The sequence below is a fragment of the uncultured Amphritea sp. genome (assembly GCF_937127095.1).
Lineage (GTDB): Bacteria > Pseudomonadota > Gammaproteobacteria > Pseudomonadales > Balneatricaceae > Amphritea.
The window spans coordinates 64961-84784 of sequence record NZ_CAKZLP010000084.1 but is presented as its reverse complement, the minus strand read 5'-3'; the positions used below and the strand labels follow the sequence as shown (position 1 = coordinate 84784).

The 19824-nt window shown below is 51.6% G+C and carries 19 protein-coding genes; 5 read left to right on the top strand and 14 right to left on the bottom strand.

Translation table 11 applies throughout. The annotated features are described in order from the left end of the window. The first annotated feature begins 36 nt into the window (after positions 1 to 36). Positions 37 to 447 (top strand): VOC family protein, encoded by a 411-nt coding sequence (locus Q0499_RS21965; RefSeq protein ID WP_299204573.1) that lies wholly within the window; start codon positions 37 to 39, stop codon positions 445 to 447. A 32-nt stretch (positions 448 to 479) separates the two neighbouring features. Here Q0499_RS21965 and Q0499_RS21960 read toward each other — a convergent pair whose 3' ends face one another. Further along, positions 480 to 908: an Lrp/AsnC family transcriptional regulator gene (locus Q0499_RS21960; RefSeq protein ID WP_299204570.1), complete on the bottom strand. Its 429-nt coding sequence runs from the start codon at positions 906 to 908 to the stop codon at positions 480 to 482. 130 nt (positions 909 to 1038) lie between these two features. Here Q0499_RS21960 and yjeH point away from each other — a divergent pair, with 130 nt between their 5' ends. Beyond that, entirely contained in the window at positions 1039 to 2310 is a 1272-nt protein-coding gene (gene yjeH, locus Q0499_RS21955; RefSeq protein ID WP_299204567.1) for an L-methionine/branched-chain amino acid transporter, read from the top strand. Between the two features lie 117 nt (positions 2311 to 2427). Here yjeH and Q0499_RS21950 read toward each other — a convergent pair whose 3' ends face one another. Next, positions 2428 to 2826 carry an MAPEG family protein gene (locus Q0499_RS21950; RefSeq protein WP_299204564.1) on the bottom strand — a complete coding sequence of 133 codons (399 nt, stop codon included), beginning with the start codon at positions 2824 to 2826 and terminating at the stop codon, positions 2428 to 2430. 107 nt (positions 2827 to 2933) lie between these two features. Between Q0499_RS21950 and Q0499_RS21945 the strand changes: the two genes are divergently transcribed. After that, positions 2934 to 3509 (top strand): TetR/AcrR family transcriptional regulator, encoded by a 576-nt coding sequence (locus Q0499_RS21945; RefSeq protein ID WP_299204561.1) that lies wholly within the window; start codon positions 2934 to 2936, stop codon positions 3507 to 3509. A 52-nt stretch (positions 3510 to 3561) separates the two neighbouring features. Here Q0499_RS21945 and Q0499_RS21940 read toward each other — a convergent pair whose 3' ends face one another. Further along, a complete protein-coding gene (locus Q0499_RS21940) occupies positions 3562 to 4236 on the bottom strand; it encodes a TetR/AcrR family transcriptional regulator (protein ID WP_299204558.1) in 675 nt (224 codons plus the stop codon). Between the two features lie 325 nt (positions 4237 to 4561). Between Q0499_RS21940 and Q0499_RS21935 the strand changes: the two genes are divergently transcribed. Beyond that, positions 4562 to 6610 carry an NADH:flavin oxidoreductase gene (locus tag Q0499_RS21935; protein WP_299204555.1) on the top strand — a complete coding sequence of 683 codons (2049 nt, stop codon included), beginning with the start codon at positions 4562 to 4564 and terminating at the stop codon, positions 6608 to 6610. Between the two features lie 90 nt (positions 6611 to 6700). Here the strand turns inward: Q0499_RS21935 and Q0499_RS21930 are convergent, their stop codons facing one another. The 11 genes from Q0499_RS21930 to Q0499_RS21880 form a co-directional block, all read right to left on the bottom strand. Beyond that, a complete protein-coding gene (locus Q0499_RS21930; protein WP_299204552.1) occupies positions 6701 to 6979 on the bottom strand; it encodes a DksA/TraR family C4-type zinc finger protein in 279 nt (92 codons plus the stop codon). Positions 6980 to 7003: 24 nt separating this feature from the next. Continuing rightward, positions 7004 to 7834, bottom strand: coding sequence for a pyrroline-5-carboxylate reductase dimerization domain-containing protein (locus tag Q0499_RS21925; RefSeq protein ID WP_299204549.1), 831 nt, complete (start codon positions 7832 to 7834; stop codon positions 7004 to 7006). Positions 7835 to 8198: 364 nt separating this feature from the next. After that, the gene (locus Q0499_RS21920; protein ID WP_299204546.1) at positions 8199 to 8606 is read right to left on the bottom strand and encodes a NifB/NifX family molybdenum-iron cluster-binding protein; all 408 of its coding nucleotides are present in this window, start codon (positions 8604 to 8606) and stop codon (positions 8199 to 8201) included. Between the two features lie 207 nt (positions 8607 to 8813). Then, positions 8814 to 9485 (bottom strand): peptidase, encoded by a 672-nt coding sequence (locus Q0499_RS21915; RefSeq protein WP_299204543.1) that lies wholly within the window; start codon positions 9483 to 9485, stop codon positions 8814 to 8816. A 332-nt stretch (positions 9486 to 9817) separates the two neighbouring features. Continuing rightward, positions 9818 to 11071: an ammonium transporter gene (locus Q0499_RS21910; protein WP_299204541.1), complete on the bottom strand. Its 1254-nt coding sequence runs from the start codon at positions 11069 to 11071 to the stop codon at positions 9818 to 9820. Positions 11072 to 11080: 9 nt separating this feature from the next. Beyond that, the gene (locus Q0499_RS21905) at positions 11081 to 11419 is read right to left on the bottom strand and encodes a P-II family nitrogen regulator (protein WP_299204538.1); all 339 of its coding nucleotides are present in this window, start codon (positions 11417 to 11419) and stop codon (positions 11081 to 11083) included. A gap of 294 nt (positions 11420 to 11713) precedes the next feature. Next, complete coding sequence (eutC, locus tag Q0499_RS21900) at positions 11714 to 12532, bottom strand: ethanolamine ammonia-lyase subunit EutC (protein ID WP_299204535.1); 819 nt, start codon at positions 12530 to 12532, stop codon at positions 11714 to 11716. A 22-nt stretch (positions 12533 to 12554) separates the two neighbouring features. Beyond that, entirely contained in the window at positions 12555 to 13937 is a 1383-nt protein-coding gene (locus Q0499_RS21895; protein WP_299204532.1) for an ethanolamine ammonia-lyase subunit EutB, read from the bottom strand. A gap of 120 nt (positions 13938 to 14057) precedes the next feature. After that, the gene (locus Q0499_RS21890; protein WP_299204529.1) at positions 14058 to 14225 is read right to left on the bottom strand and encodes a hypothetical protein; all 168 of its coding nucleotides are present in this window, start codon (positions 14223 to 14225) and stop codon (positions 14058 to 14060) included. Positions 14226 to 14236: 11 nt separating this feature from the next. Next, entirely contained in the window at positions 14237 to 15589 is a 1353-nt protein-coding gene (locus Q0499_RS21885; RefSeq protein WP_299204526.1) for an ammonium transporter, read from the bottom strand. Positions 15590 to 15972: 383 nt separating this feature from the next. Beyond that, entirely contained in the window at positions 15973 to 18276 is a 2304-nt protein-coding gene (locus Q0499_RS21880; RefSeq protein ID WP_299204523.1) for an aminomethyltransferase family protein, read from the bottom strand. 353 nt (positions 18277 to 18629) lie between these two features. Between Q0499_RS21880 and Q0499_RS21875 the strand changes: the two genes are divergently transcribed. Further along, positions 18630 to 19823: an ATP-binding protein gene (locus Q0499_RS21875; protein ID WP_299204520.1), complete on the top strand. Its 1194-nt coding sequence runs from the start codon at positions 18630 to 18632 to the stop codon at positions 19821 to 19823. The last annotated feature ends 1 nt before the right edge of the window (position 19824 follow it).

Here is a 19824-nt window from a genome sequence, read left to right as displayed (position 1 = left end):
AAACGATTACCTGACACAGTTTTAATAGAGGTGAATATGGCGCTTAACATTGCCGGAATTGATCATATCGTATTACGCACCACCCAGCTGGGGGAGATGCTGGCGTTTTATTGCGGTGTACTGGGCTGTATCGTTGAACGGGCGCTACCGCCGGAAACAGGACTGGTACAACTACGCGCAGGGGATGCGCTGATCGATCTGGTGATGGTCGACAGTGAACTGGGACGCGAAGGTGGCGGCCCTCCGACAGCAACAGAGAATAATATGGATCACTTCTGTCTGCTGCTTGATGCCATCTCTGAAGATGAGATCAGCCAACACCTCAGTGAGCATAATATAGCGTTCGAAGATTTCACCGAACGCTATGGCAGTGAAGGTTTTGGCCAATCGATCTATATTCAGGACCCTGAAGGCAATACCGTCGAGCTTAGAAGTAAGAAAAAGTAAGACGTTAAAACCGCTCATTCGCGTCAACCGGTTTATTGTTCCCAGGTTTGCAGCACCATATGGGTGACTATTTTGGCCCCCTGCGGCAACACAGCATCGATCTCTGCCAGTATATCGTGCAGCCGCTGCATCGTTGCAAACTCGATATACACCAGCAGGTCGACTTCGCCACTGATTCCGTGACAGTACTTTACTTCAGGATATTGCATCACCAACTGCACCAGTGGACGACACTTATAACCACCGTGCTTAATTTCAAAATAGGCTCTTAGCGGACCATTTTTATCGGTCTGAGTTGAGGTTAGCACCTGATAGCCCAGAATCTCGCCCTGCTCTTCCATCCGCTTTATTCGCTCAGAGACGGCCGGACGTGACAGGTTGACCTGTTCAGCGATAGCGGAAACACTCTGCCGGGCATTTTCCCGAAGTGCGGCGATTATTTTCTGATCAAAACTATCCATGCGTTAACCTGAGTATGCAAAACGTCGGCAAAATATTGAAAAACCTACAGATTGACAGTAAACCACGACGTAACGGTTTTAGCATCAATCGTACACTCTACTGACACTATATACGTGATCTGGGAAAAAGATGACTAGGCTAAATCAAACTATCACCCGCTGGCAAGGGATGGGACTTATTGCAACCACCCTTCTGGGAACCGGCGTCTTTATTCTGCCGCAACTGACCATTGCCGCGGCCGGTGATAACGCCATCTGGGCCTGGGTTATTCTGTTGTTAGGGATTTTGCCGCTGACCTGGGTGTTTGCTGAACTGGGACGACGTTTCACCCACGCCGCAGGCCCTGCTTATTTCGTTGACCGGGCGTTCGGACCGCTTGCCGGCAGGGTTATCGGGCTGCTGTTTCTGTTCTCCGTGCCTCCCGGCGCCGCCGCTGCCCTGGTGATGACATTCAAGTTTCTCGAACCCGTAATCACGCTTTCAGCAGAACAACAACTCTGTGGCGAACTGCTGGTTTTTTTACTGCTTTTTTTTATCAACCGCCGGGGCCTGCAACTATCGGGTCGTATTCAGATGGGGCTAACCCTGACGATTCTGTTTGTGGTTACCCTAATGCTGGTGATGACACTGATTCAGACACCGGTCACCGACGCCGTTCCTGTGATGCACCGGCCAGTGGTGGCAGGCGATTACAGTGGTCTTATGCAGGCAATCGGCTTGGGTATCTGGAGCTTTCTGGGCATAGAAGCGGTCACCCATCTGGCGAGTGAGTTCAAAGATGTCAAAAAAGATTACATTCCGGCAACCCTGATCGGCGTCTCCCTGGTGGGACTGATCTATATCGGCTGTACCTGGCTATCGATGCTGGCTCCCGAACATCCGCTGGCAATGGTCGGCCTGTTTGAGATGCAGTTCGGCAGCAGTGGCCGCTGGATTATCGGAGGTTTAGGTTTTATCAGCGGAGTCGTGATGATCAATATTTTCTTTGCCAGTCTCTCCCGTCTGGCCTGGAGCTTTAGTAACGATGGTATCCTGCCCCATCAGTTACGCGCACTCAACCAGCATAAGATACCCACTATCGCACTGATCACCTTCCTGCTGATCTCTGCGCTGGTGCTGCTGCTCAGCTATCTCGCCGGGATGAGTTTCACCTTGATGGCTCATTGGGTAAACGGCTCCTTTGTGGTGGTGTATAGCGCGTCAATGCTGGCCGCCTGGAAGTTACTGGAGCATCGTTGCAGGCCTGCAATAGCGGTCAGCCTGATAGCCTGCGGTGTGTTTATTTACTGCCTGGGAAGCGCAATGTTTTACGCACTATTGCTAGGTTTACTGATAACGCTGATCTTGCTGGGACAGCAGATCTGGAGACGCAACTCTGCCCATTGGGGGACTGATTTATAATCGGGTGACAGCACTTGTGGCTGGCACCCTTATCCCGGCATTTTAGCCTATGTTTTCAAGGCGGATTGAAAACATCCTAAACGGCAGAGAGTCTTGTCGCGCAGTTCTTGCAAATAACTACATGACAAACAGCAGATTGATCCATAACAGCACGACAGATAGAACCCCACCACCATAGAGATACATACGATACCTGACTTTATTAGTCGTCAAATGGACATAGGCCTGAGCTGATCTTAGGCCTACAAAAAGCCAGGCAAACAACAGTCCTGTCGAACTCTCTATCCCTAAAGCAACATACAGAGCACACACCACATAAAAGAGACAGGGAACCTCAAACATGTTGTTGTAGCACCGACCGGTTTTAATCATGTTTTCCGGCAGGTCCTCTCCCTGCATTAGCTTGAAATAACCGGCTCTCACCTGCCCGTTACGTACAGACTGAATTCTGGCTCTGACGGCGATCAAACCGATTAAAACCGTTAGCATAGATACCATAAATATTGGGTAGATCATGATTTAAAAGCCCTTCTGAAGAGTTCACAGATTGCAAAGTGTTGATGCTAACAACAATCTATATATGATAAAGATCATATTTAAATTGCCACAAGAGAAAACCTGCCATGCCATACTCAAGTGAACATAAACAAAAAAGCAGAGAGAGAATTCTGCAGAGCGCCTACCGGTTATTTTCAACCAAAGGCTTTGACGCAGTGACCGTGGATGCGGTGATGCAGGACTGCTCATTAACCCGTGGTGCCTTTTACGGACATTTCACCAGCAAGTCTGAACTGTATAAAGAAGCACTGACGTTTGCTGCATCAAACAGCAAACTCGCGGAGATAAAACCTGAAGGGCTATCTCCCCGGGAATGGCTAAGCGTGCTGTTGGATGGCTATCTGAGTGTTGAACACGTCTCCGGTGAAAGGCCTTGTCCTTTAGCGTTTCTGGCCACCGATGTTGTGTCCCGTGATAAAGAGACCAATAAAACCTACGCCCGTGTGTATCGCCGGATGAATCAGTTAATTCTCGACTATGCAGGCAGAGACAGCGTCAGAGATGAACAGGCTATTCTCTCGCTTACCTCGATGATCATCGGCGCCGTGGCCGTTTCCAGAACCCTTGAGGATAAGCAACTGGTGCAGCAGATATTATCATCCTGTCGCCAGCAGACACGTTTGCTGCTTGGCGGTATATAACAGAGATATAAACCACCTGCCGACAACTCAGCGTTATTCACTAAGCGTCAGTCTAACCTTTATGTCGCGCATAGAAACGTTCCAGTTCGCGGGGTTCCGGCGCCTGCCCGGTAAAGATCTCCACATAATCGGAGATCCGTTGCAGCCGGGTATGCAGATCTTCATCGGACTTCATCGAGATATAACCGATCTGGGTCAGGTAGATAGTGCGGGCGCGAACATCGGCTTTTTGCGCCTCAAAACCGAAACGGATAAACATCTGCCGCAACGCCTCCAGCCGCGCTTCATCTGCCTCAGCGATCTGCTCAGCGACCTCAGCAGACTGCAATGCCCAGCTGCGTACAGCGAACTCAAACTGGGAATCAAACAGATCCTGGCTCAGCCAGCAATCAAACAGATTGAGAATCGCCTCCGCGATACTTTCGGCATAAGCCCCCGCCTGAGTCACCAGGTTACCGCTGTTTTTATTGCGCCACTGGCTGAGCAAGCCATTCAATAGCTCATCACGGTCTTTGAAAAACCAGTAGAAACTGGTGCGTGACAGCTGAAGCTTTTTTGCCAGCGGCTGAATCCGCACCGCATCAATACCGGACTCAATCAGCGCGTCATAAGCCGCCTGTAACCAGACATCAGCAGACCCCCGCCAGCCACTCTCCGCTGACGTTTTAGTGGGTTTGGTTTCGTTATTGCTAATGTCCTGCTGATCACTGTCGTTATCAGTTTTCATCGTATCTGCTTGATCCCCCGGTGCGCTCACGCGACTTTTTTGCCTAAAAACCTGCTCTGGCTAAACCTACTCTTTCTAAACCTGCTTTAGCTAAACCTGCTCTGTCTAAAACCAGCTCGGCCAAAAATTGACACACACCCGGCATTGCCCTTAAAGATAGCCCTTAAAAATAGCTGCGACAGAATGTACATAACTGTTCAGTCAATGTAAACCGGGAGCTAATCTTGCAATGTACATCTATGAACTTTTAATTGACACCTATGTACATTAATCCTAAATTACCTGAAAACGTTGTTTCATTACTCACTCACATGGAGGCCCGACAATGTCCAATGATCCCCTGCTACAACCGTTCCAACTGAAGCATCTGCGTCTGCGCAACCGCATTATGGTCTCCTCCCATGAGCCGGCTTATTCAGAAAACGGTATGCCGACCGACCGCTATCGTGCCTATCACGTTGAACGGGCAAAAGCGGGCGTTGCACTGACGATGACAGCAGGTTCTGCGGCTGTCGCCAAAGACAGCCCGCCGGTATTTGACAACATCCTCGCGTATAAGGATGAGGTCGTACCCTATCTGAAAGCACTCACCGATGAGTGTCATGAACACGGCGCGGCGATGATGATTCAATTAACTCACCTGGGGCGACGCACCCGCTGGGATAAGGGTGACTGGTTACCCGCAGTATCCCCCTCACATCGCCGGGAAGCCGCCCACCGGGCCTTCCCTAAACGGGTTGAAGAATGGGATATCGAACGCATTATCAAAGACTACACCGATGCCGCCGAACGGATGTATGCGGCAGGCATGGATGGTATCGAACTACAGGCCTACGGTCATCTGATGGACCAGTTCTGGTCACCGCTGACCAATACGCTGGATGGCCCCTACGGCGGCGATCTCGACAACCGCTTACGCTTCACTTTTGATGTGCTCCGTTCAATTCGAAAACGGGTTGGCAATGAGTTTATCGTCGGTGTGCGCTATACCGGCGATGAGATGCTCGGCGGTGGTCTGACCGCAGAAGACGGTCTGTCTATCTCTCAGCGACTGAAACAGAGCGGCATGGTGGACTTCCTCAATGTAGTCCGGGGTCACATCGATACTGACGCGGGTCTGACCGACCTGATCCCCATCCAGGGGATGCGTAACTCACCCCATCTGGATTTCGCCGGTGAGATCCGCGCCGCAACCGAGTTCCCCACCTTTCATGCGGCAAAGATCCCCGATGTGGCTACCGCCCGCTACGCCATCGCCAGCGGCAAGGTCGATATGGTGGGCATGACACGGGCGCATATGACCGACCCGCATATCGTGCGCAAGATTATAGCAGGCCAAGAGGACAGTATCCGCCCCTGTGTCGGTGCCAACTACTGTCTCGACCGCATCTATCAGGGCGGCGCGGCCTACTGTATCCACAACCCGGCGACCGGCCGTGAACTGACCATGCCCCACGATATTGCCAAAGCGGAACAACGCAAGCGCGTCGTCGTTGTGGGTGCAGGCCCCGGCGGACTGGAAGCCGCCCGGGTTGCCGCAGAACGGGGCCATGAGGTAATCGTGTTTGAGGCCGCCAGCAATGCCGGCGGACAGATTCTGCTGACAGCTCAGAGCCCACGACGTCATGAGATGATCAGTATCATCGACTGGCGCATGCAGCAATGTGAGGCACTGGGGGTCAGCTTCCATTTCAACACCTATGCAGAAACGCAGACTATCCTAGCTGAACAACCCGATGTGGTGATCATCGCCACCGGCGGGCTGCCCGACACCGAGGTATTAGACAGCGGCAACCATCTGGTGGTGTCCACCTGGGATATCCTCTCACGAGATATAAAACCCGGTACTAATGTATTGTTGTTTGATGATGCGGGAGACCATGCAGCACTTCAGGCGGCGGAGATCATCGCCAACAGTGGTGCCACACTGGAGATTATGACGCCCGACAGAAGCTTCGCGCCCGAGGTGATGGCGATGAACCTGGTGCCCTATATGCGCACCCTGCAACAAAAGGATGTCACCTTTACCGTCACCTATCGTCTACAGTCCGTCACCCGGGATGGCGATCAGCTACTGGCGACGGTTGGCAGTGATTACGAAGATGGTAGCCGGGATTTCAGCCAGACCCGACGGGTCGATCAGGTGGTCGTGAATCATGGCACCCTGCCGCTGGATGATCTCTATTTTGACCTTCGTCCACTCTCATCGAATGAGGGTGAAGTGAACTACGACGATCTGATCGAAGGTGTGCCGCAGACACTGAACAAAAATAGTGAGGGGCAGTTCCAGCTGTTCCGTATCGGTGATGCGGTTTCTGCCCGTAACACCCATGCAGCGATCTATGATGCGTTACGACTGGTCAAAGATATCTGAATTAAATAATAGAGGATGGGCCGGGTTATTCAGGAATATGAGTAACCTGGCCCTGAACTAAAGAGTCGTTAAGATGGCTATCTTCGCTATTTATCTTAACTGGCTGTCTTTACTGCCGCGTCGATTGATACCGCCCGCGCTGGTCTGTTGTTTTTCCAGTTCTGCCTGGCATTTGATACAGAGGCGGATGCCGGGAACCGCCTGACGACGCTTCTCTGGAATAGCCTGATCACACTCTTCACAGTGGGTTAAACTTTCAACCACACTGGAGCCCGCATTTAAGCGACTGCGCGCCAGGGCGACGGCATCTTCGACACTGGCATCTATCTGATCCTGAACCGCGCCATCACGCGCCCAACCACCTGCCATATGAACTCCTTAGCCTGTTAAAATCTAATCTGCTGACAGATCAGTCGCGGTCATTATCTTTGATTTTTTGTACGCCGCATCCAGTCCTTCCGCGATAGCATCAGCAAGCGGTGAAGCCTGCATCGCAGTTAATCCCGCAGCGGTGGTCCCCGCATACTCAATCATAGCCTTAACATGTTCTGCTGGCGAAGCCTCCGAGGCCGCCAACATAACGCCACTGGCATGAAACAACTGACGTATCGCCCGCTCTGCTATGACCGGGTCAATCCCTGTTGTAACAGCATAGTCCACCATAGACGCAGCGTAATAGGCGACAAACCCGGGCACCGGCCCGATCAGCGCAGTGAACTGGTCGATCTGTTCCTCACTGGCAACCTCATCGGTCTGGCCAATCGCGTTAAACAGCGCCTGCGTCGCTTCGCGATCTTCAGCCGTCACCTCACGACTGGCACACCAGGGAGAGTAAGCCAGCCCTTTTTCCGCCGCAGGATTGGACATCGCCCGGATCACCCGCTCAGCGCCAGTGCGATGCTGAAGTTGCTCAATGGTAACCCCCGCTATCACGGAAATAAGCAACCCGTGGTGAGGCTTTACGTTAATATCCAACGCGGCAGACAACCCCGGCGGTACCGCAATAATCACGATGCCACAGTGGTCGATCAGATCCTGATTACAGGTGGTAAACTGTATCGCTGCTTTTGATTCCACTGATTCAAAGCCGGTACGATTATTTGAACGGCTGGAGATCCACAGTTTCTCAGGTGAAACAAGTCCGCTGCGAAGTAACCCATGAGCGATAGCCGCACCAAGCTGGCCAGTGCCGCCAATAATACCGATGCAAAGTTCTGAGATCATTACGCGTCACACTCCCTTAAATTGCAAAACCTGATGCAGCTACCACTGCAAAAAGAGCTAGCCACCATTCTAACCTATGCGCAGGGACGGTGGCCCCTGTTAACGACCGATAGTTTTCGTTGCACGACGACAAAATCACAGACGCGGCTTACTATAAAAGCTTAACTAAAAGGCATTCAAAAAGAGGATTGAAAAAGGGGATAAGCACAGCAGATCGCACCAGCGGTTGGAGCCAGCTGAATTTAAATATGCTTATTGAAACAAACAGGGCTAAGAAAGATGTGAGGGCCGTAAAGGTTTTTCAATAACGTAGAATGCATCCATCCCGATAGAAAAACCTAGCACCGCCCATCGCAGATAATTATCAGCGATGCGAAGACATTACATCCCGGACTTTACACACCAACCCGCCGATTGGACGCGGTTTAGGGGGTATAACCTGTTGGCGCAGATAGTCTGCCACCGCTTTAGCAGGATCTTTTTCGGCGGTCAGCACTACGTTAATTCCTCGACCGGCCATCTTGTTAATAAAGCTATCCCCGGCACTGGCACCGATCAGCACATCACAATCACCCAGCGGATGAGGCATCTCATCCTGATAGTAATGAAACACCATCTCCTTAGGGAGGTTAATTATCTCTAACAACCGGACTTGTTGTTCAGCTGCGGGAAAAATCCCTGCTTCATCAGACTGAAAAACAAGCCAACTCTTACACTTACCGATATGTCCGGCGACTGAAATACCATCTTTACTGGCAACGGCTATTTTCATCTGGATACCTCATCAGCACAGCTGAAATTATCTGAATAACTGTAATTTTCATTTATAAACTGCTGCCTTAGTGTACTGAACTTCTCCTCGCATACCCTGACTTACAGCAGTGTTTTGCAAAAATCAGATAAAAAAATGCAGCCCGATGGCTGCATTAGCGATTCAATTACGGCTATTCAGAACGAATATCTCAGATGAAAGCCCTGCTCAACTCAGCGTTAAGGGAGGCATCGCATCCACGGCATTTTCCATCGCCTTATTCCAGGCTTTACGCAGCCCCCGCATATACTCATCATCTTCACCGAATACACGATAGCGCCCTAATGCAAGGCTGCCATGCTGAAGAATGTAGAGTTCAATCGGCGGACCGACCGTCAGATTACTTTTCAACGTGGCATCCATCGATATCAGACCACATACAATCGCCCGATCAATCGACGTACTCTCCTGAATCACCCGGTCTAAAATCGGCTTACCATATTTAGTTTCGCCGATCTGCAGATAGGGCACCTGGGTTGAGCTGACGATAAAGTTGCCCTGAGCATAGATCATATACATGCCACTCACCGCTCCGAGAATCTCTCCGGATAACAGAAAAGTTGCCTCAAAAACCGACCCGCCGCCCGCTTTTTCCTGAACTTCAACACTCAGATTACCGATATACTCAGCGGCCTGATTCATATCCGTAACGGTCAGCAAACTGATCTCTGCCGTCAGTTTAATATCGCGTTCGATAGCAGCAATCACTGCCTGGGTTGTGGCGAGATTTCCTGCACTGCATAGCACAAACTGTCGATCACCCGGAACGCCATAACGCCACATTTTGCTATAGGTGCTGATGTTATCCACCCCGGCACTGGTGCGGGAGTCGGAAATCATTATGGTTGCCTGGCTTGTTCTGATACCCACGCAGTAGGTCACTTTTCTCTCCTGAAAACTCAAATATGTCTAAAGACGCTGTTATACGGCTTATCACGCTGTATCGCCATACAAATATTCCTGACCGTAATGCCCAGGTATTTAATAATGCTGCTCATTATATGAGTTTTACCGTACAGAAATATTATTTATTTACGGATGAAAGAAAATAAGGCCCTCTCGCTTTATAAAGCCTCAGATATAAACACCAGAAAGCAGTCTACCCGGATGCAAAAAAGCCACCGGCTGACACGCAGGTGGCTTTGTAAAACGGTCACTGAACCCTATAAAGGTTATTTACCTGACGTAAATTCTGGATAGGCTTCCATACCACACTCGTGTACATCCATCCCTTCCATCTCTTCCTCTTCGCTGGCGCGCAGGCCCATTACCGCTTTGATAATCAGCAGGACAACAAACGAGGCGATAAACATCCAGGCAAAGGTTGCCGCAGTACCAATTAACTGAGCCATGAAGGTCGCATCCGGGTTGCTGATCAGCACCGCAAAGATCCCCCAGATACCAGCAGCACCATGCACCGAAATAGCCCCGACAGGGTCGTCCAGTTTCAGTTTATCCAGCGCCAGCACTGAGATAACCACCACAAGACCACCCACCGCGCCGATCAGGGACGCGGTACCGGCATCCGGTAACAGTGGTTCAGCCGTAATCGCCACCAGACCGGCCAGCGCACCGTTAATGGTCATGGTCAGGTCGGTTTTACCAAACAGAGCACGGGCAAACAGTGCTGCCACCACCATACCCGCAGCGGCGGCTGCGTTGGTATTGACGAAGATTTTAGCAACCGCGTTGGCCTCTTCCACATTCGCAATCTTAAGCTCAGATCCACCATTAAAGCCGAACCAGCCCATCCACAGAATAAACATCCCCAGAGTAGCCATCGGCAGGTTTGCTCCGGGAATAGCCCGGACTTCACCGTTAGAGCCATACCTGCCTTTACGTGGCCCGACCAGAATAACCGCAGCCAGCGCCGCAGCGGCACCCGCCATATGCACGACAACCGATCCGGCAAAATCCTGGAAGCCCAGCTGATCGAGGAAACCACCGCCCCATTTCCAGTAACCTTCTACCGGATAGATTACCGCTACCATTACGACAGCGAAAATCAGGAATGGCCAGAGACGCATCCGTTCTGCCACGGCCCCCGACACAATCGACATGGTTGCGGCAGCGAAAACCGCCTGAAAGATGAAGTCGGCCATGCTCGAGTAATAGGGTGCATCATCACCACCGGCAACGACAGCGTCTGTGGTGTTGTCTGCACCCAGAAGGAAATCCAGTCCGGGGATGACCGAATTAATCGGATCAGCCGGATACATAATGTTATATCCCACCAGCAGGTAGACAATACAGGCGATACCGTAAAGCAGAGCATTCTTATTCAGAATCTCAACGGTATTTTTACTCCGGACCAGTCCGGCTTCCAACATGGCAAAGCCCGCCGCCATCCACATCACCAGCACGGTACACATTAGAAAATAAAATGTGTCGAGCGCATATGACAGTTCAATCGGTAGATTACTCATCTGTTTCTCCTATAATGCAAATACACCGGACTCACCGGTACGAAGTCTGAAAACCTGATCAAGCTGTTGAATAAACAACTTCCCATCACCAAAACAACCGGTTTTAGCCACGCCGGATATCACTTCAACCACCTGATCCAGCAGAGAATCATCAAGCGCGATCTCCAGCTTTATCTTGGGTACAAAACTGATACGGTATTCAGCGCCCCGATAAAGCTCAGTGTGACCCTGTTGCCGCCCATACCCTTTCACCTCAGTGACGGTGAGACCGCTCACACCAAGGGACTGTAATGCCCCCCTTACCTCGTCCAGCATGTGCGGCCTGATAATGGCCGTTATTAATTTCATTAGCTCACCATTAATTTTCCATAAGGAATATATTATTCTTATTGAGAATATGTAATATTCGTGCCAATAGTTATTTACACTTTAAAATCAAATAGTTATAACAATAAAAAGGACAGCGCACCAAAGATGACGCACTCTCTTAGTGCGTCGCACCAGCACGCATCACCTAGAGGTGCACCGATGACTCTGAGAGATGCGCAACAGAAAGCAAAAACAAGCGACACCTGAGGTGGGTGTCACTGGCTTCTGTAGAAAGATGAGGAGGCCAAACGTTAAACCATTAGCCTTAGAGAATTACTCTGGAAGTAAGAAGTTTTTATTCGCGTTGAGAGCCACTGATGATACCGATTGATCTTTCAGGCCCACGCCCGAGCACTGCAGACGCATCGACTCATCAATCAGCCAGACAAGTTTCTCAGTCGCCGCGTCAATACTCATACCCGCAGGACGCACATTGGAGATACAGTTACGCCGGGCATCTGTTAAACCGACCTGGGGCTGATAGGTATAGTAGATTCCCAGACTGTCGGGGGAGCTGAGTCCGGGACGCTCTCCCACCAGCAAAATCAGCAGCTCGGCCCCCAGTAGTTCACCCACTTCATCGCCGACCGCGACCCGTCCCTGTGAAACAATTGAGACCGGCGCGATACTCAAGCCCCGGTTTTCAAGTCGGGTTAATACTGCATCTGCCATCGCCGCAGCATGGCTCTGTACCGCCATTGATGAGAGACCATCCGCAATCACCAGTGCCACCGTGACGGTTTCCGGGTGTTTCTGCCGATATTCCTGCAACTGTTTAACTGAGCGCAGATCGAGTCGGCGTCCCAGATCCGGACGCTGCAGGTATTCGGTGCGGTCGGCGGCCCGGCTATGCAACTCGATTGTGCTATAGCCAGCCGCCTTCACCTGGTCAGCCAGAGCATCAATCTGCAACGCGACATGCACCGCATCCCGGGCACTGGCATGGTCCATCTGAAACGCTAACAGCGCTTTGGTTGGCAGACTGACCCCGGTGCGACCCTGCGCGATGCGGGCATCGGTATAACGACGCAATTCCTGCCATGGATTGTCGATCACAGGCTTGACTCGATCTGTTTGCTTTAGCTCACTCATTGCAGAACTCCTTCGCCGCTGACTAACACTGCTTCAACAGATTGCTGAAGGTTGCAGGCATGGTATTCGACAGCCGCCCGGAAGGTTGAGTAATGCCGATCTGTTGCAGCCAGTGATCAAACTCCGGCGCGGGTCTCAAGCCCAATACTTCGCGAATATAGAGCGCATCATGGAAGGAGGTGGTCTGGTAGTTGAGCATAATGTCATCCCCCCCCGGAATACCCATAATAAAGTTAATACCGGCGACGGCCATCTGGGTCAGCAGCATATCCATATCATCCTGATCCGCCTCTGCATGGTTGGTGTAACAGATATCACAGCCCATCGGCAGACCCAGCAACTTGCCACAAAAATGATCTTCCAGCCCCGCACGGATAATCTGCTTACCGTCATAGAGGTATTCCGGGCCGATAAAACCAACCACGGTATTCACCAGCAACGGATCAAAATGTCGGGCCACAGCATAAGCACGCACCTCACAGGTTTGCTGATCAACACCATGATGGGCATTCGCCGACAGCGCACTGCCCTGCCCGGTTTCAAAATACATCACGTTATTACCGACACTGCCACGCTTCAGCTCGCGGGCGGCTTGATTAGCTTCCCCCAGCATCGCCAGATTAATACCAAAACTCTCATTGGCCGCCTGGGTACCGGCAATCGACTGGAAAACCAGATCAACAGGCACTCCGCGGTTGATCGCTTCAATCTGATTGGTAACATGGGTGAGCACACAGGACTGCGTCGGAATGCCGTAATGGCCGATAATATCGTCCAGCATTTTCAGCAGTTCAGTGACGGCCGCGTAGTTATCGGTGGCCGGATTGATACCGATCACCGCATCGCCACTGCCGTACATCAGACCGTCCAGAATACTGGCTGCTACTCCGGCCTGATCATCAACCGGGTGGTTGGGCTGCAAGCGGGTAGACAATATCCCTTTACCCCCCAGGGAATTACGAAAAGCGGTTTCATTGCGGCACTTGGACGCCACCAGAATCAGATCCTGAATGCGCATCAGTTTAGAGACCGCAGCCACCATCTCAGGGGTTAAGCCCGGCGACAGTTGCTTCAGTATTTCACTGGTGGCCTGATCGGACAGCAACCAGTTACGAAAGTCGCCCACCGTCAGATGGGAGACTGGCGCAAAGGCGATCAGGTCGTGAGACTCGACAATCAACCGACTGACTTCGTCGGTCTCTGCAGGAATCACCTGTTCATTTAAAAATGTCTTCAGTGGCAGATCGGCCAGCGCCATCTGCGCAGCAGCACGCTGGCGTGCAGAGCTTGCAGCAAGTCCCGCCAGACAATCCCCCGAACGCAGGGGTGTTGCCTTTGCCAGCAGCTCTTTCAGATCGGTAAACTGCCAGCGTTGCTGGCCTGCAGTCGCGGAATAGCCCGTCATTAAACGATGATCTCCACCAAGACACTTTCAGATAAACAGAACAGAAAATTCCGGGGCAGCCTGAGCTGCCCCGGAGTGTGTTGTGTTACAACACTATCGCTTTTCAGCCTATAGCTTCAACTATTTATAGTCGATATAAGTATGATTTTCATGAAGCACACTGGCGACCACGGCTCCCACCGTTGCAGCTACCGCCAGCGCCAGAATAACCATCATCGCAGTAGGGCTGTCAGCAAACGTAAAATACGCTTCTGCACCTTCCCAGGTTGTAATAGGACTAGAGTTCATCGTCGTTCTCCTTAAGCAGTTGCTGTAACTTTAGTGGCCGGAAGCTCTCCAGGAGCAGAGTATGCAGGCACAGATTCAGGATAAGCTTGTAGAGGTACCTCTACGATATCCAGCCCCATCTCTTCAGCTTTAGGTGGCACCCGCAGGAAGTTCATCTTCGCCATCACATATGACAGACCAAACCCAGGTACGAAGCCAAGCAGAGCCATTACACCGGCACTCATCAGCTGACCGGTGAAAGAAACGTCTGGCGCACCTTCAACAACGTTCGGGAAGCCACTGGCAAAGATACCCAGACCGACAATACCGATCAGACCACCGACACCGTGAACCGCAAAAGCACCTACCGCATCATCAACCTTAAACTTATGAGTGATGAACTTATCGGCCAGCGGCGCAACAACACCACCGGTAATACCCAGCAGGAATGCCAGTGGCGGATAGTAAAGATCCAGACCAGGAGCCGCAGAGAAGATACCTGCCAGTGCACCAGACATCATCCAGAATGGCTGACGGGTAACAAAGTAAGCACCGATAATACCGCCGGAGAACGCCATCAGTGTATTGAAGCTCACTGCCGACAAGGTAACCGGAGTACCAAAGATAGTAGTCCACTGCGCGCTGCCTGCATAGATAATGCAGCCACCGAGGAAACCAAAGAAACCAACGATAATCAGCATCAGACCGATAATGGTCATCGGCATGCTGTGACCTTTGATATCAACCACGGTGCCATCCGCCAGGAAGCGACCGATACGAGGCCCAAGGTTGATGGTCACGCCCAGGGCGAAGAACCCGGCAACCATGTGTACACAGCCTGCCGCACCAAAGTCGTGGAAGCCCCACTCAACGGTGAGCCAGCCAGTTGGGTGCCAGCCCCATGCAGCGCCCAGAATCCAGACAACAGAACCCAGAATGATTGCCAGAATCAGGAAAGAGCTCATACGGATACGCTCAATCACTGCGCCTGAGAAGATCGAAGCAGTGGTTGCCGCAAACAATACAAATGCGCCCCAGAAGATACCGCTGGCATTATCAGTCAAATTTGGCCCCATATTTGATGACCAGGGCAGACCTGCGGCGGCGGCTTCATAATCGGGTGTGAAACCGTTATACATCGCCAGGTAGATCCACCAGCCGAAGAAAAAGAACGTGGGGATAATAAAGGCAAAAGCCAGAATGTTTTTCACACCGGAAGCCAGTGCGTTTTTCAGGCGGGATGCACCCATCTCATACGCCAGAAAGCCTGCATGGATAATTACCATCAGGCCGGTACACCACCAATAGAACACCTCCATATTGATGGTGCCCGTCATCTCAATCAGAGTTTGTAACTCTGCAAGTGTAGGGGCTGTTTGCTCCATTTTGGAAACCTCTCATCAGTTAAATTTTCTATTGTTAAGCTCTAGAACTGCGACTAAAACAGTCAAACTTTTATTTATCATTGGTAAACTTTATTTCCCTTAAGGAAATGCAGATATCATACCAAACTAATTATTTAATCTTTTAAATCAATACATTAGATTCTAATAACCATTAATCTTCACACTTTTATACGCTTTAAACCGACCCCTATTGGTGCGCCGCACCATTCAGAGTCAATTTATGCCTTTATCCTGATCATAAAACGCTATCATCAGGAAAAACGTCAGATGCCAGCCGCACCATGCTGGGCAGCGGTATTGTTGGTGCCTGTTTTACATAGATCATAGCCATAGGCTTACTCCTTCATTTGATTAAATCTGAATTAACTTCTGACCCGGGTTCTTTCCGGATCGTAAAACGGTAACGTGGTAGTACGAACCGGAATCCGCTTACGCTGGCCATCCAGCTGCCCCACTTCCAGAGTGGTGTCCGGCTCAGCAAACTGCGGCTCAACCCGACAGAGTGCGATCTGACTCTTCAGAATCGGCGAATAGGTTGCGCTGGTGACCACGCCCACCGGAAAGCGGCCGTTGAACACTGAATCCCCATGACTCACCCGTTCCTGGCTATCGATCAACAGGCCCACCAGTTTTTTCCGACTGGCAGGATTCTGCGCAGCGATCGCCTCGCGACCGACAAAATCATCGGTCTTGGTTTTCAGCGGCACTGTAAAACCGATACCCGCTTCATACGGATTGGTTTCGGCACAGAATTCATGTTCGGCGAAGATCAGTCCTGCTTCTATACGCAACATATCCAGGGCATCAAATCCCAGCGGAGCGATACCATACGGTTCACCCGTTACCCAGATTCGGTCCCACAGCTGTTCAGCCTGATCAGGATGACACCAGACCTCAAACCCAAGTTCTCCGGTATAGCCGGTGCGAGAGACCATCACCGGCATCCCCTCAGGCCCACCGAGGCGCCCGGTCATAAAGCGAAACCAACCCAACTCAGACACCGGGGTGCATGACTCAGCATTCCAGATTATCTGCTGCAACAGATTGCGGCTTTGCGGCCCCTGTACAGCGACGTTATGGATCTGATCGGTGGATTCTCTCACTTGCACCTGCAACCCTTGCTCGGTCGCTAACTGGCGCAGCCAGATACCGCAATAGGAATCACCACAGATCCAGCGGAACGCATGCTGCCCCAAACGAAACAGGGTGCCATCATCAATCATTCCTCCGGTGCTGTGACACACCGCCGAATACACCACCTCACCAACCGCCATACGTGCTACGTTGCGAGTCAGGGCATACTGCAGCAGGGTTTCTGCGTCAGGCCCCAGCACTTCAAACTTTCGCAGCGGGGTCAGATCGATCATCGCTACCCGTTCACGGCAGGCCAGATATTCCGCCCGGGCGCCATAGTTCTGATAGTCAGACGCCACCCAGTAGCCCCGATATTCTGTAAACTGTTTCGTCAGAGCGGATGTGCGGCCATGAAAACCGGTTGCTTTAGTCATACGGGGTTGCTCCTCTGGTGTTATCCGATATCCCACTGAGCGGGGGAATTCACAGGTTGCGGGATAGATGCGGACATGAATATCGGTTGGATTCCAGCCATTCGCCGGATCGATGTCGTCGGGGCAGGCAGACGAAACGCAGATCAGGTCCCGTGTAGCCCGCAACAGGACATAATCACCGGCACGGGACCAGGGCTCTTCGAAGCCGATGGTGCCGCAGTCTCCGGCGCTGGTATTAAAAAAGAAGTTGATCGCAGGCCAGCCAGCCCGGGGAGCGATGCCATAACGGCTCAGGCTGCGGTTAAAGTTTTCAGTACAGTTAATATGACCAAAATAACCGCTGTCTTCGTAATACTTGCTGTTGCAGGCAAACAGGAAGCTGTCGTGACGCCCGACCGTATCCTGCACCACTTCCAACATGGTTTTCTGCTGCGCATCGGTCAGTTTTGAGTGTAAACCCGGTTGTGGCAGGGTCAGACCATTGAGCGTTCGGGTGGCAACCGCATCCAGAGCGACCTCCCTGCCCTGCGCCTGCGCTACGGCATCAAAGGCGATAAAATCACTGCACTGTTTTCCCTCAACATCGATAATCTGTATCCACTCTCCGGCTTTAACTTCATAGCTGGTGGCGCTGCATCGGGGCACCCGAAACTCGCTACGGGGAGCGGCCAGAGGCATAGGCAACGCGGCATCGGCGGTGGTGAAATGAGCAACCTGCAGTTCAGTCACCGGCGCTTGCTCAGTCACCTGCATATCCTGTCCACAGCAAAGCACAATCATCGTGACCGCTTCAGTGACTGCAAACTCCGGCAGTGAGTCGGCAGCAAAGCAACATGCCTGATGCAATGCCTGCTCACCAATACCCCAGACCTGCAGTAACGCGTTTAAACGCTGTGCAGAATCACTCTGCTGTTCTAACTGCGCCAGTGCATTAACTGCTTTACTGAAGGCGTAAGATGGCAGCGATGCTTCAGGCACGCTTCCCTGTGCATCGATAAACAACAGTTCACAACCCTGATGGGTATCCGCAGAGGTAATACAGACACGGTCACCAACATGCAGATCAAGACGCAGTGCTCCCTGCCCCTCCACCCGATATAACCGGGGAGCGACTCCTTTATTTAATGCATCCTGAACTGGTTGTTGCTGAATTGTCATAGCGTTATCCCGTTAAACCGTTTGACTCAATCGTCAGATCACTGAAGCGTGGCACCCATCAGGTTCTGCCTGTTTCAGCTTTATCCATTCAGCCTCATCTAAGTGCATTTTTATGCAGCGAGGACTAACTTGGTGCATACAACAGAGTGTTTCAGTGTCGAAATTTTATTTCTTGATGGTTAAAAATATTTACTCATAGTGATTATCGGCACAATCATCAGGAAGGGGTATGCCATTGTGAGTACACACGCCGCTATGGCACAGATGCTGCTTTGTAATTCACTCTATAGACGTGCACTGACTGCATAACTCAACGTATTCCCCACCGGCAACCACGCTGTAAGGAGGTTAGAATGGCGGTATCAATTCCACTGTGGATGCACAACTTCCCACAGTTCTTGCGCGAGCAACCGGCAAAACAGAAAGAGATCGTCTGCGCGCCTGCCCTGACGCAACTGGTCGTGGATCTGGCCTGCAGTGAAGATATCCGGCTCAGTCTGGAACAGGCACTCAACCGACTCCAAAGCTATATCAGCTTCCACCTTGAAGCGGAGCTCTATCTGATGGGTGTACCCACTCCTCAGCGAGATCTTCTGCTACACGCTTCTACCGTCACCCCGCCCATTGGGCTGGCCGGTCAGCTGCGCTACCAACTGACGGAACACTACATCAGCGATGCCAATGAACTGCGCTATAAACTGCCAGGCACCGCGCTATCGGTTCACGCGCTGCAGTTACGCTTTGATGATGTGAATCCAGCAGGCTGGATGGTGCTTTGTTTTAAAGAGAGACTGCCGGATAGCAAACAGATCAACCAGATATCAGAGCCGATTGCCGAAGCTCTCACTGGTGGACTGAGTGGCTGGTACCGCCAGCAATCCCGTATCAGTGCGGCGATCACCTCAGAAAAAGCCGCCCATGCCGCCGAACTGCATGATTCGATGGCGCAGATTCTTGGCTATATGCGGATCAAGGCTTCCCGATTGGCCGATCAGTGCAAACGTCAATCAGAACCGGAACTGGCAGCGATCAGCGAGGATCTGTGTCATCAGGCTCAATGCGCCTATCGCCAGACCCGGGAGCTAATCGCCTGCTCACGGCTCTCAATAGAACAGGGGCAACTGGTCGATGCCATCAGTCAGGCGATCAGTGAATTTGAACAGCGCAGTTCGGTGGTCTTTGAACTGGATAACCGGGTGGGCGCACAGCTGATTACCGAGGATGACTCCCAGGCGATTTTTATTATCCGAGAAGCGCTCAACAATATTGTCCGCCACTCCCATGCAAGCCATGCGCGGGTGCAACTTCTGCGTCAGAATGACGACTCCATCCGCATCCGGGTTGAAGATAATGGTAAAGGGATCTGTGCTGATCAGGCCCGCCAGGACAGCTTTGGCATGAAGATCATGCAGGAGCGGGCCGAACGGATCCATGCCAGCCTGTTTATTCTGCCCCGCACACAGGGAGGTACCCGTATCGATCTTGTGATACCAGGGGCTTGTCATTCCCAGAACAATTCCATGACACAAACTCAAAGTGAATACTGAG